General features: G+C 64.5%; 10 protein-coding genes and 1 tRNA gene. 8 read left to right on the top strand and 3 right to left on the bottom strand.

All coding sequences use genetic code 11. The features are described 5' to 3' along the window. The first annotated feature begins 115 nt into the window (after positions 1 to 115). Complete coding sequence (locus AC58EF_RS26415; protein WP_497279420.1) at positions 116 to 1,291, top strand: RsmB/NOP family class I SAM-dependent RNA methyltransferase; 1,176 nt, start codon at positions 116 to 118, stop codon at positions 1,289 to 1,291. A gap of 92 nt (positions 1,292 to 1,383) precedes the next feature. Next, entirely contained in the window at positions 1,384 to 1,902 is a 519-nt protein-coding gene (locus tag AC58EF_RS26420; RefSeq protein ID WP_497279422.1) for a tetratricopeptide repeat protein, read from the top strand. Positions 1,903 to 2,073: 171 nt separating this feature from the next. On the opposite strand, the gene AC58EF_RS26425 is transcribed toward AC58EF_RS26420, so the two are convergent. Both AC58EF_RS26425 and gyrA read right to left on the bottom strand, forming a co-directional pair. Beyond that, complete coding sequence (locus AC58EF_RS26425) at positions 2,074 to 2,421, bottom strand: DUF952 domain-containing protein (protein ID WP_497279423.1); 348 nt, start codon at positions 2,419 to 2,421, stop codon at positions 2,074 to 2,076. After that, the gene (gyrA, locus tag AC58EF_RS26430) at positions 2,418 to 5,096 is read right to left on the bottom strand and encodes a DNA gyrase subunit A (RefSeq protein WP_497279424.1); all 2,679 of its coding nucleotides are present in this window, start codon (positions 5,094 to 5,096) and stop codon (positions 2,418 to 2,420) included. Before gyrA ends, AC58EF_RS26425 begins: the two co-directional genes overlap by 4 nt. Positions 5,097 to 5,375: 279 nt before the next feature. Here gyrA and AC58EF_RS26435 point away from each other — a divergent pair, with 279 nt between their 5' ends. After that, positions 5,376 to 6,650, top strand: coding sequence for a hypothetical protein (locus AC58EF_RS26435; RefSeq protein WP_497279426.1), 1,275 nt, complete (start codon positions 5,376 to 5,378; stop codon positions 6,648 to 6,650). 108 nt (positions 6,651 to 6,758) lie between these two features. Further along, positions 6,759 to 8,006, top strand: coding sequence for a tetratricopeptide repeat protein (locus AC58EF_RS26440; protein WP_497279427.1), 1,248 nt, complete (start codon positions 6,759 to 6,761; stop codon positions 8,004 to 8,006). A gap of 124 nt (positions 8,007 to 8,130) precedes the next feature. On the opposite strand, the gene AC58EF_RS26445 is transcribed toward AC58EF_RS26440, so the two are convergent. Beyond that, a complete protein-coding gene (locus AC58EF_RS26445; protein ID WP_497279428.1) occupies positions 8,131 to 8,604 on the bottom strand; it encodes an Lrp/AsnC family transcriptional regulator in 474 nt (157 codons plus the stop codon). 221 nt (positions 8,605 to 8,825) lie between these two features. On the opposite strand from AC58EF_RS26445, the gene AC58EF_RS26450 reads away from it, so the two are divergent. The 4 genes from AC58EF_RS26450 (at position 8,826) to AC58EF_RS26465 (ending at position 13,065) form a co-directional block, all read left to right on the top strand. Continuing rightward, positions 8,826 to 10,529, top strand: a complete 1,704-nt coding sequence (locus AC58EF_RS26450) for a sensor histidine kinase (RefSeq protein WP_497279429.1) — start codon at positions 8,826 to 8,828, stop codon at positions 10,527 to 10,529. 43 nt (positions 10,530 to 10,572) lie between these two features. Beyond that, entirely contained in the window at positions 10,573 to 11,610 is a 1,038-nt protein-coding gene (locus AC58EF_RS26455; protein ID WP_497279430.1) for a polysaccharide deacetylase family protein, read from the top strand. 30 nt (positions 11,611 to 11,640) lie between these two features. Further along, a tRNA-Ile gene (locus AC58EF_RS26460) sits at positions 11,641 to 11,716 on the top strand. A gap of 77 nt (positions 11,717 to 11,793) precedes the next feature. Then, positions 11,794 to 13,065 carry a tyrosine-type recombinase/integrase gene (locus tag AC58EF_RS26465; protein WP_497279431.1) on the top strand — a complete coding sequence of 424 codons (1,272 nt, stop codon included), beginning with the start codon at positions 11,794 to 11,796 and terminating at the stop codon, positions 13,063 to 13,065. Positions 13,066 to 13,399 lie beyond the last annotated feature (334 nt).

Here is a 13,399-nt window from a genome sequence, read left to right on the forward strand (position 1 = left end):
TAAAGCCCCTCCCCTTCAGGGGAGGGGTTGGGGTGGGGGCCATCCTCATGACGCAGCGCCTGGGGCACGCCCCCACCCCCTACCCCTACCCTGAAGGGGAGGGGCTTTTGCCGTTATGACCCCATCCGCGCGCATCCAGGCCGCGATCGACCTTCTCGACGCCATCATTGCGTCGGCGCGCGACGGCGGGCCGGCGGCCGATACGCTGATCGCCCGCTATTTCAAGGAACGGCGCTATGCCGGGTCGCGCGACCGGCGGGCGGTGCGCGACCATGTCTATGACGCGATTCGCCGCGTCGCCGAGCGGCCGGAGACGGGACGGGAAGCGATGATCGGCCTCGCGCAGGAGCGGCCAGAACTCGCAGCGCTGTTCGACGGGTCTGCCTACGCGCCGCTGCCGATCGAGCCGGGCGAGTCCGCGACGGAAGCAGGCGCGGTGCCCGGCTGGCTCCAGCCGTTGCTGGCGGCTCCGGTGGAGCAGGATGCGCTGCTGGGCCGCGCGCCGGTCGACCTGCGGGTCAACCGGCTGAAGGCGGTGCCCGCCGATGTCGCCCTCCTGCTGCCCGACGCCGCGCCGATCGCGGGCCTGCCCGACGCGCTGCGCCTGCCCGAAGGCTGGCCGGTCGAGCAGCATCCGGCATGGAAGGACGGGCTGGTCGAGGTGCAGGACGCCGGCAGCCAGTGGATCGCGGCCGCCTGCGATGTGCGGCCAGGCATGACGGTGGTGGATCTGTGCGCCGGGGCGGGCGGCAAGACGCTGGCGCTCGCCGCCGCCATGGCGGGGCGGGGCAGGCTGGTCGCCGCCGACACGATCCGGTCGCGCCTCGCCCGGCTGGAGCCGCGCGCCGCGCGGGCCGGGGCGACCTTCATCGAGACGCTGCTGCTGGACCAGAGCCACGAGGCGCGCGGGCTGGCGGCTTTGCAGGGGCAGGCGGACGTCGTGCTGGTCGATGCGCCCTGTTCGGGCACGGGCACCTGGCGGCGCAATCCCGAGGCGCGCTGGCGGCTGACGCAGGCGCGGCTGGACCGGCTCGTCGCGGAACAGGCCCGAATCCTCGATTTCGCGACGCCCTTGCTCGCGCCCGGCGGCGTGCTAGTCTATGCCACTTGTGCGCTGACCGACCGGGAAGGGTGCGATCAGGTCGATGCCTTCCTTGTCCGCCATGCCGGCTGGACGGCGGAGCCGGTCGACCTGCCCGTCGGGCGGCATCATGGCGCGGGGCTGCTGCTGACGCCGGGACATGACGGCAGCGACGGCTTCTATTTCGCGCGGCTCAAGCGGGGGGCTTGAAACAGAGCATGGACAAGGCCGCGCAAAATCGCGACACTTTCCATTTGGGCTTGGCCCCGGAATCAGCGCCTGAAACATGGCTGGAGATCATAATGCGTTTCACCCCTGCCTCGATCGCCCTCGCCGCCGTTTTGACCACCGTGTCGAGCATGGGCCTGAGCCAGAAGCCGGACAACCAGATCAGCCCCAAATCGATCGAATGGCAGAAGGCGGGTGAGGAAGCCCGCAAGGCCGGCAATTTGCAGGGCGCCAATGACGCGCTGGAAAGCGCGCTGGCGGTCGATCCGCGCAACCGCGCCGCCTTCATCGAACTCGCCCAGGTCGCGCGCGCGCAGGGGCTTCAGGGCAAGGCGATCCGCCTCTACAAGGAAGCGCTGCTGCTCGACCCGACCGACGTCACCGCGCTGGCCGGGCAGGGCGAGGCGATGATGGAGAAGGGCGCAGTCGCCAGCGCCAGGGAGGTGCTGGCCGAGGCGCAGAAGCTGTGCAAGGCGGACTGCGCGCCCGTCGGCAAGCTGGCGGCCGCGATCCAGAAGGGGCCGCCCGCTGTCGCCATGACCAGCAAGGATGCGGTCCCCTCGCCGCAGGGCAAGATGACTGAGCAGCCTTGATACGGGGCATCGGCGGATCGAAACGAAAGGCGAACTGCCGCTCCGCGTCACGGATTGCGGACCGGCAGGAAGCGACCCATTTCGTCATTCCCGCCTTCGCAGGAATGACGCCAGCGGAAAAGGGGAGCGCTTGGGAGCGAGTTTCTCGACTTCGCTTGAAACGAACGGAGGTCAGAAACCCGCCGGGAACAGATGCTTGCCCTGTTCATCCAGCCGCAGGATGACCTTTCCCGCGACCGCGCTCATCGGCAGATCGCCGTAAAGATGCGGGAAGAGTGCGCCGCCGCGCGACACTTCCCATCTGACCGCATCGCCGAAAGGGGCGAGGTCGATCATCAGCATGACCAGCCGGTCCTGCCCCGCAAAATGCCTGGCGACCGTCTCGGCCGCCTGATCCCGCGTGGACATATGGATGTAGCCGTCCGTCAGGTCGATCGGTGCGCCCTTGAACAGGCCCTCGGCCTTGAACTGTTCATATTGATCGGCGGTCAGCACCTTGTAGGCGAAGAGATCGCTCACGCTTCCGTCGCCTCCGCCGCATCTTCGCCCTCGTCGCTTTCTTCGATCTTGGCGGCGCTGACGACATGCTCATTGTCGGACACGTTGAACAGGCGCACGCCCGCAGAGTTGCGGCCGATGACGCGCAGACTGTCGAGGCCCATGCGAATAAGCTTGGCCTGGTCGGTGACGAGCATCAGCTGGTCGGCCTGGCTGGCGGGGAAGCTGGCGACGACGGGGCCGTTGCGGCCGATATTGTCGATGTTCGTGATGCCCTGACCGCCGCGTCCGGTGCGGCGATATTCATAGGCCGATGACAGTTTGCCATAACCGTTCGAGCAGACGGTGAGGATGAACTGCTCGCGTTCCTTCATGAGGGCGAACATGCCCTGATCCTGCATTTCGCCTTCCTTCTCCGGCTTCCACGGGGCGAAGCGCAGATATTCCTCGCGCTGTTCCTGATCGGCGCCGGAGCGATGGAGGATCGACAGTGAGATGACCTCGTCGTCGCCCTTCAGCGTCATGCCGCGCACGCCGGTCGAGGTGCGGCTCTGGAATTCGCGCACGTCGGTCGCCTGGAAGCGGATCGCCTTGCCCTGACGGGTGGCGAGCAGAACGTCATCCTCCTCGGTCAGCAGCGCGACGCCGATCAGGCGATCGTCGCTCCCCTCATCGAAGCGCATGGCGAGCTTGCCGTTGCTGGGCACGTTGGCGAAGGCGTCCATGCTGTTGCGGCGCACGGTGCCGTTCGCGGTGGCGAACATGACGTGCAGGTCCTTCCAGCTTTCCTCATCCTCGGGCAGGGGCAGGACGGTCTGGATCGTCTCGCCCGGGCCGAGCGGCAGCAGGTTGACCATCGGACGGCCGCGCGTCGCGGGGCCGCCTTCGGGCAGGCGCCACACCTTCATGCGATAGACCTTGCCGGCGGTGGAGAAGAATAGCACCGGCGTGTGGGTGGAAGTGACGAAGAGTTCGGTGACGGCGTCCTCATCCTTGGTCGCCATGCCCGACCGGCCCTTGCCGCCGCGCGCCTGGGCGCGGAAGCTTTCGAGCGGCGTGCGTTTGATATAGCCCTGCACCGTGACGGTGACGACCATTTCCTCGCGCTCGATCAGGTCTTCATCATCAATGCCGTCGGCGGCGGCGGTGATCTCGGACAGGCGCGGGGTCGCGAATTCGCGCTCGATCGCCTCCAGTTCCTCACGCATCACCGCATAGAGCTTCACGCGATCGCCCAGGATGGCGAGATATTCGGTGATGGCTTCGGCCAATTCGGCCAGTTCCTTGCCAATCTCGTCGCGGCCCAGCGCGGTCAGGCGATGCAGGCGCAGGTCCAGGATGGCGCGGACCTGAATATCACTCAGCTTGTATATGTCGCCTTCGATGTCGGTTTCGACCGCTTCGACCAGACGCAGATAGGGCGCGATCTCCCCGATCGGCCATTCGCGGGCCAGCAGCGCTTCTCGCGCCTCGGCGGGGCTGGACGATCCCCGGATGATCTTCACCACCTCGTCGAGATTGCTGACGGCGACGACGAGGCCAAGCAGGATATGCGCACGGTCGCGCGCCTTGTTCAGCTCGAACTTGGTGCGGCGGGTGATGACCTCTTCGCGGAACTTGACAAAGGCCTCGATTATCTCGCGCAGGCCCAGCAGTTCCGGGCGGCCGCCACGGATCGCCAGCATGTTAGCCGGGAAGCTCGATTGGGCCGGGGTATTGCGCCATAGCTGGTTGAGCACCACTTCGGGGGTGGCGTCGCGCTTCAGGTCCATGACGATGCGCACGCCTTCGCGGCTCGATTCATCGCGAATGTCGCTGATGCCCTCGATCCGCTTGTCCTTGGCGGCTTCGGCGATTTTCTCGACCAGGCCGCTCTTGCCAACCTGATAGGGGATGGCGGTGAGGACGATCGAGCGGCGGTCGCCGCGCCCTTCCTCGATATCGTGGCGCGCTCGCATCATGATGGAGCCGCGACCCGTATGATAGGCGCTGCGCGCGCCCGACTGGCCCAGGATCAGCGGCGCGGTCGGGAAATCGGGACCGGGGACGATCTGGATCAGTTCGTCGGTGGTGATGCCGGGATTGTCGATATAGGCGAGGCAGGCGCGCAGCACTTCGCCAAGGTTGTGCGGCGGAATGTTGGTCGCCATGCCGACCGCGATGCCGCCCGCGCCGTTGACCAGCAGATTGGGGAAGCGGGCGGGCAGCACCTGCGGCTCATTTTCCGAGGCGTCATAATTGGGCTGGAAGTCGACAGTGTCCTTGTCGAGATCCTCCAGCAGGGCGCCGGCCACCTTGGCGAGGCGTGCTTCGGTATAGCGCATCGCCGCCGGCGGATCGGGGTCCATCGAGCCGAAATTGCCCTGACCGTCGATCAGCGGCACGCGCATCGACCAGTCCTGGGTCATGCGGGCCAGGGCGTCGTAGATCGAACTGTCGCCATGGGGGTGATATTTACCCATCACCTCACCGACCAGACGGGCGGACTTGCGATAGGGGCGGTTATAGACGAATCCCGATTCCTGGGCCGAGAAGAGAATGCGGCGATGCACCGGCTTCAACCCGTCGCGCACATCCGGCAGAGCGCGGGCGACAATCACCGACATGGCGTAATCGAGATAGCTGGTCTTCATCTCCTCGACGATGGAGATGGGGCTGATATCCGAAGGGTCGGCGAGGGCAGTCTCGTCGGTCAATGCGATTCTCTTTTTTGGATGGATGCGTTCGTGGCTGATGCACTAGCCCAGCGAAACAAATCTGTCACCCCTCGCGCGCGCTCGCGCGCCTGCGCGTGCAACCAAGGCGGTGTGCGGCATGGCGAATATTTGCGGGCGGAACGAAGGGCGCGCATAACTGTTGCAAAATGCGACGAGATAGGCTTGTTCAAAGCCCGTTCACGCGCCGGCCCCTAATCGGCGCTAAACCCCGAAAGGTCGCCTGTGACCCCGGTCAGGCGTGCAGAGGAGATGAGGATCATGCGTTTTGTTACCCCGGTGTCGCTCGCGCTGGCTCTGGCGCTGACGGGCGGTGCTGTTTCGGCGCCCGCCTTTGCCGCGAAGAAGGAAGAGAAGAAGGCTGGCCCGAAGCTCAACGTTTCGCCCGACGTCATCAAGGCGTTGCAGACCGCGCAGGCGGCCGCCGAAAAGCAGGATTTCGCCGGGGCCAAGGCCGCGCTCGCCGAAGCCGACAGCAAGGCGCAGTCGAATGATGACAAATATCAGATCGGCGCGATCAAGCTGAACACGTCGATCGCATCGAAGGATGCGGCGTTGCAGGGTGAAGCGCTGACGCAGATGCTGGACAGCGGCCTCACCCCGCCCGAACAGGCCGGCCAGTTCAACGCCATTGCCGCCGACCAGGCGCTTGCCGCCAAGAATTACGACCTGGCCATTCAGCGTGGCGATGCGGCGCTGGCGGCGGGCTACAAGGCGGAACAGGTTCAGCCGACCCTGGCGCAGGCCTATTTTGGCAAGGCCGGCACCACCAACACTTCCGCCGAGCCGGCGCGCGGCCTGACCCAGAAGGGTCTGGCAGCGCTGAAGGCTGCGGCTGACGCATCCAAGGCTGCGGGCCAGCAGGCCCCCGCCCAGTGGTACCAGATCGGCGTCAGCCGTGCCGAAGCCGCCAAGCTGCCCGAAGTGACCGAATGGGCCAAGTGGGCCTATCAGGCAGAACCGAGCGGGCAAAATCTCCGCACCCTCGTCCGCCTGTTCCAGCGCGCCAACCCGACCATCTCGAACCGCGAGAATCTGGACGTGCTCCGCCTGCTCGGCGCTTCCGACGGCCTCGTCATCGCCGCTGACTATACCGAATATGCCGAAATGGCGTCGAAAACCGGCATTTATGGCGAAGTGAAGTCGGTGATCGACAAAGGGCGTTCGAAGGGCGTGCTGAACGCCAGCGCGGGCGCGGACGTCTATCAGACCGCCGTGCCGAAGATCGCGGGTGACAAGGGTTCGCTGGGTTCGGCCGAAGCCGATGCGCAGAAGGCCGCCAATGGCAAGATCGCGGCGGCCACGGCGGACGCTTATCTCGGCTATGGCGACTATGCCAAGGCGGTCACGATGTTCGAACTGGCCAAACAGAAGGGCGGCGTCGACGCCGATGAAATCAATACGCGCCTGGGCATCGCCAAGACGCTGGGCGGCGACACCGCCGGCGCCAAGACAGCGTTCGAGTCTGTTCAGGCAGGGTCGCGCAAGCAGATTGCGGGCCTGTGGCTGGCCTATCTGGGTTCCAAGGGCGCCTGATCCCGTCGCGCGCTGCCGCCGAAGGGGCGGCGGCGCGCGCATGGTTTGAATATCGATGCAATGATGCCGGTTCGATCCGGCCTGTAATGCGGGGAGGCCGGGGCGGCCATGCGTAGATTGATGGTAATTTCCTGCGGCCTGTCGGTGGCTGCCGCGGCTGCGATGCTGGTGGGCACGCCGGCTGAAGCGAAGAAGAAGCTGGTCGTGGCCGGCCCGCCGATCGCCATGTCGGATGCGTTCCGCGCCAATGTGCAATCGGCCGAAACCGCGCTCAAGGCGCGGGATACAGCGACCGCGGCGACGCAGATCAGCGGGTTGATGCCGAGCACCGATTTCGAGGCCTATGTCGCCGCCGGCCTTCGTTATCAGCTCGCGGTGCAGCGGCGCGACGTGCAGGCCCAGCGGATCGCGCTGACCGACCTGTTCAAGACGACGGCGGTGCCACGCACCGATGCGCCCCGGTTGCGCTTTGTCGCGGGCTATCTCTCCTATGTCGTTGGCAATTATGACGACGCCATCGCGCAGCTCGATTATGCCAAGACGCTGGGCTATGACGGCGTTGACGCATCCATGTTGCGCGCGGATATCGCGATGCGCCGGAACAAGCCGAAGGATGCCCGGCCTTATCTCCAGGCGGCGATCGTGCAGAAGCGGGCATCGGGCGAACCAGTGCCGCTGCCGTGGATCGATCGCGGCATTTCCATGGCCTATCAGGCGAGCGACTGGGCGGAAGTCAGCCAGCTCTATCGGGAGCGGCTGGCGCGGGCGTCGAGCAAGGAAGACTGGCGTTCGGCGCTGACCAACTATCTATCCGTGGGGGGCCTGGAATCGCAGGCGCAGCTCGACCTCTATCGGCTCCAGGCGGCCAATGGCGCGATGGCAAGCGAGCGCGACTATCAGAACTACGCCCAACTGGCGGAAAAGGCCGGTTATTATGCGGAAGCCAAGGCGATCATCGAATCGGGGCGCAAGGCCGGCAAGCTGACCCCGACCCAGGCGGTGACGAGTAATCTTCTCAAGAGCGTGACGCCCAAGGCGACCAAGGAAATCGCGGGGTTGCCCGCGCTGGCGAAAAAGGCCGCGGCTGCGTCGACCGGCAAGGATGCTCTGGCGCTTGGCGATAGCTATGTGTCGCTGGGGCAGTTTCCGCAGGCCGTCGAGCAATATCGGCTCGCGCTGAGCAAGGGCGGCGTGGATGCCGGCCGCGTCAACGCGCGGCTCGGCATGGCATTGGCGCGGTCTGGCGATCTGGCCAGCGCGCAGACGGCGCTCAGCCAGGTCGGCAATGGCGATTGGGGCAATGTCGCGAGTTTCTGGTCGGTGTGGATCGACCAGCAGGGCAAGAAGGCAGCCTGAGCGGAAACGGCCGATCTGACTCGATCAGATCGGCCGCTCCATTATCGTCCTGCCGCGATTTTCTAACCGGCAATCGATCCCGATCGCCTGCTAATCTATCGTTTGTCGCTCTGTGGCTGTGCGATCAGATCGGCAGTGGGACGCCGGGCAGATTCTTCGACGTTCGAATGGTGAGCGATGTCTTTACGCTCACCACATTGGGCGCCGGCGTCAGTTTCGACGTCAGGAATTGCTGGAAGCTCTGAAGATCCTTCGCCACGACCTTGAGGATGAAGTCGATCTCACCGTTCAGCATATGGCATTCGCGGACCTCGGGCAGGCCGGCGACATGATCCTGGAATGCCTTCAGGTCGGCTTCCGCCTGACTCTTCAGGCTGACCATGGCGAAAACGGTGATGGTGTAGCCCAGCATCGCCGGGTCCACGACCGCATGATAGGAGGTGATGGCGCCCGCTTCCTCCAGCGCACGGACACGGCGCAGGCAGGGTGGGGCCGTCAAACCCACCTTCCGCGCCAGTTCCACATTGGTCATTCGTCCGTCTTGCTGCAACTCTCCAAGGATCTGCAGGTCGATGTCGTCGATATTCGGCCCGGCCATTATTCCGATTATTTCCTGTCCTGTTTCGAGGACGCATCATAATAATGTTTCAGGACAATGCAATTGTCCCACTATGCGACGTTGCGTTTCTGTCGCGGGAAGGCGCCTCTTTCCCTTTTCGTAACGAATGCCTATCCATAGCAATGCAAGGGCGCTTGCAGACGGACCGGATGTCCGTTGCGCGCGGCATATGGGGATTTCACGTGCGGTTCAACGATCTCATGCAAACGGTACTGGCGGCGGAAGACCGTAGCGGACCGAGTGCGGTGACGTTGTGGCGCCAGTGCGTCGATCTTCTGGCGCAGCATGACCGGGCCGATCGGGAAGCGATGGACGGGCAGGAGAGGGCGGTATTGCTCGACCGCCTCGCCGGGTTGCGTCCCAAGCTGACTGAGACGCAGCGAATCGCGACCGTCGTGGAACTGGGCCGTCGCCTGCGGTCGGCGACGTTGGTGTCCTTCTTCGCAAACGATCGGCCGTCTATCGCGGCCGCGGCCATGGCGCGTGCGGATCTGCCGGATGCGGTCTGGGCGGACCTGCTGCCGCAACTCACCCCCACCGCCCGCGGCGTGCTGCGCGGGCGGCGCGACATGGGGCCGAAAACACGACAGGGACTGGAGGCCTTCGGCTCTGCCGATCTGGTGCTGACGACTGTGCGCGAGGATCTGGTCGGTGACGCGGCCATGCTGCTGACGGGGGAGATGGCTGCGGACGAGGAAGCCGCACCTGCACCCAAAACGCGGAGCGCGACTGTCACGCAGCTACGGCCGCCGGTGCGGGACGAGGATCAGATTCGCAATCTGGTAGACCGTATCGCCCAATTCACCAGCACGCGCCGGCCGGCCGTCGAGCAAGCCGCTCCGCCCGTGGAGCCGGGCCATTCGGCCGCGCGCACTTTCGCGTTCGAAACGGATGCCGCCGGTATCATCCTTTGGATCGATCAGGGGCCGCGTGCGGCCTTGATCGGCCTGTCGCTGAGCGAGGCCGCGATGGAAGGGGGCAGCGGACCGGACGGCCATGTTGCGGGCGCCTTTGCGCGGCGCAGCGGTTTTCGAAACGGGCGCTTCACCATCATGGGCGGATCGATGGCGGGCGAATGGCGGATGTCGGCCACGCCCTTTTTCGATCCGCGATCCGGGCGTTTTCTGGGTTATAGGGGCCAGGCCCGGCGCCCCTATCTGCACGAGGTGGCGACGCAGCCGGCACCGGCGCCAACGACGGGACTGTCCGCCGATTCGCTGCGTCAACTTGTGCATGAATTGCGCACGCCGCTGAACGCGATACTGGGCTTTGCGGAGATCATCGAGCAGGAATTGTTCGGCCCCGCGGGTGAGGGCTATCGCGACATGGCAGGCAAGATCGCCGTCGATGCGCGCCATCTTCTGACGGCCTTCGATGATCTGGATCTGGCCGCGCGCGTGTCGCGCGGCGAGGATGATGTCGAGCCGCGCCTGATCGATCCGCGACATCTGGTGTCGCAAGTCGCCGCCCGTTTCCGTGAACAGGGTGGGGGCGCGGCGGTCGATATCGCCATGGCGCCGGACCTGCCGCCGGTGCTGATCGATCCGATGCAGGGCGAACGCATGGTGCAGCATGTGTTCCGCACGTTGATTTCCGTCGCGCCAGCGGGGGAGACGGTGACTGGGGCATGTTGGCTCCGGCCTGACAGGGGGCAGGGACATATTGTGCTGGCGGTCGATCGGCCGTCCAGCCTGGCAGGTCTGGATGAAGCGCAATTGCTCGATCCGGGGCATGGTGTGGATGGGGACTGGGTTGATGGTCCCCTGCTGGGCCTCGGCTTTTCGCTGCGCCTGATCCGGAGTCTGGCGGCAAGCTGCGGGGGCAGCCTGGAAATCGAAGCCGGGCGCGTGCTTCTCGCCCTTCCGGCCGCGACGGTGGCCAATGACGCCGCAGATATCGGCTGAATGGGAAACCCTCTGGCAACCATTGGGCGCTAGGAAAGGCGGCATGACCGCTCCCGCTCATGACGGCAATCTGCTGGCGCATCCGCTGGCCGAAGATATGATCGCCCTTGATCCCGCCTTTGGCACGCGGTTCATGCTCTTTGTTGACACCGAAGAGGAATTTGACTGGAGTGCGCCCTTCAGTCGCACCGACCATAGCGTTTCCGGGATCGACGGCATGGCGCGGGGTCAGGCCTTTTTCGCCGCGTCGGGGGTCAAGCCCATCTATGTGACCGACTATCCCGTCGTCGAATCCGATGCCGCCGCGGCCATGATGGGGCAATGGCTTAGCGATGGCGCGGCGGATATCGGCGCGCATCTCCATCCATGGGTCAATCCGCCCCATGTGGAGGAAGTCAATGCGGCCAACAGCTATGTGGGTTTCCTGCCCCAAGCGGTCGAGCGGGCAAAGCTGGAGGCATTGTCCGAGCGGATCGAAGCCCGTTTTGGCACGCGGCCGATCGCCTATCGCGCGGGGCGTTACGGGGTTGGGCCAAATAGTGCGCGCCTGCTGGAAGAGGCCGGATTCCGGCTCGACAGTTCGGTTCGCAGCCGCTTCGACTACAGCGGGCAGCATGGCCCGAATTTTCAGGGCTTGCCGCAGAATCCTTATTGGGCCGGGCGTGAACGAACGCTCGTGGAATTGCCCCTGTCGACGGCCTTTGTCGGGCTGATGCGGGCGGGTGGCGAACGGCTCTACCGCGCGGCCCAGAGCTTGGGTCCGCTGGCCGGCGCTCTGTCGCGCACGCGGATGTTGAGCCGGGTGCCGTTAACCCCGGAGGGGGTTTCCGTGCAGGAAGCGATCGCCGCCATCGATGCGCTGATCGAGGAGGATGTGCGGGTGCTGAACTTCAGCTTCCATTCCCCGACATTGGCGCCCGGCCATACGCCCTATGTGCGGACCGAGGCCGATCGGACGGCTTTCTACGCCTGGTGGGATGCGATATTGACGCATCTGGCAAAGCGCGGCGTGCAGGCTGCGAGCCTGGCCGAATTGCTGTCGTCCGTGCCGACGCGCGCGAAGGCTTGCAAAGCAGCGTGATGCTGCCTATCCCGCCCTGATCGAAGGGTGGGGCCTGTAGCTCAATGGTTAGAGCTGGCCGCTCATAACGGCTAGGTTGCGGGTTCGAGTCCTGCCGGGCCCACCAATCCTCGATTTCATGAGCATCATGTGGCATCATAAATCCCTGCAAATCAGGGGTTTGTGAGCCGCTGTTCATCCAGAATGTCTCAGGATGTCTCAGGGTATCTCACGAATCGTGGGGTATCGGTGGGGGTATCGAAACCAAATTTTGGGGTATCGATAACTCTTACATACGCTGAAGCGAAAAACGCCGCCGCCACCGGGCGGAATTACAAGATGACCGATTCTGCCGGTCTCTACCTCTACGTCACAAAAGCCGGCGCGAAGTCGTGGCGGTTCAAATATCATTTTGCCGAACGCGAGAAGCTCCTCACGTTCGGGCTGTTCCCCGAGGTTGGGCTCGCTGAGGCGCGCGAGCGACAAAAAGAGGCACGTGAACTGCTCCGGCAGGGCATCGACCCTGCGGTGGAGTTTGTTCGACGAAAGGCGCAGGCCGTGGTCGAAACGGACGCCAATTTTCGTGCCAAGGCCGAAGAATGGCTCGCGGAAAATGAGCCTTGGTGGTCTGCCGCCAATGCCTTCAGGGTACGATCGAGGATCGAGAAGGACATCTATCCTGAGTTTGGGAAGCTGCCTATCGGTCAGGTCACGAGCGAAATGGTGCTGATTGCGCTCCGGAAAATCGAACGTCGGGGCGCGATAGAAACCGCGAAGCGGGTCCGCGGTTACGTCCTCGGGGTCCTAAAGCGCGCTCGCGGAGAAGGGCTGGTGACCACTGACACGATCGTCAGCGTCGAGATCGTCGCGGATGCGCTGAAACGCTCGCCTCCGGGGATCAAGCAACCAGCACTCACTCGCGTGTCCCAGCTTATCGAATTTCAGAGACGCATCGATCTTTCAACCGGTGGCCCGTTGAGCAAGCTGGCCTCCCGGCTGCTCGCTTTGACCGCAGTCCGCGTTGGCGTCCTTCGAACCGCGTTGTGGGACGAGTTTGAAGGCATCGACTGGGAAGATCTCGACAAGCCTGCGCCGGGGGCGATCTGGCGGATACCGGCCGAGCGGATGAAGCTGGCTGTCGAGGACAAGAGCAATGCCGCTTTCGGTCACGACGTCCCGCTTTCCTGGCAGGTTGTCGAAACACTGCGCGCCATACGGGTGCTCACGGGAAAGTTCGGCCTCGTCTTCCCGAGTAGCCGGTCTTGGCGTTTGCCGATGAGCGACGCAGCTGTCAGCACCTTGTACAAGCGGATCGGGAATGGTGCTTATAAGGGGAAGATGGTGCCGCACGGCTGGCGTTCGGCATTCTCTACGGTGATGAACGAGCGGGCTGCGGAACTCGAGCGTGACGGCGATCGCATGATCATCGATCTTGTTCTGTCGCATGTGCCCAAAGGCATATCGGCGTCGGAATAGGCCTATAACCGCGCACGCTACCTCAAGCCGCGGCGAGAGATGCTGCAGGCTTGGGCCGATCTCATCGGCGACGGGCTGGAAAACCCGTTCGCCTTGGTGAACGTGAAAATGGTCAAAGGAAGGGTGCTCTCACGCTGGGAAAGCGCGCCGACTGGGCCAAACGTCATCCAGTTCAGGCCGGCCCGGCGTTAGGCCAGTCGGTTCTGTCCATTAAGTCCAAGCGGTGATTTGCCATAGAAAGGGGTCGTGTCCCAACGCATGGTGTAGGTTCGCCGGCGTAGCCATGGCGATCTCCGGCTAGAGCCGGGTTGATCATGCTGTCATAGACGGCAGC

Source organism: Sphingobium sp. WR1, from assembly GCF_059693745.1.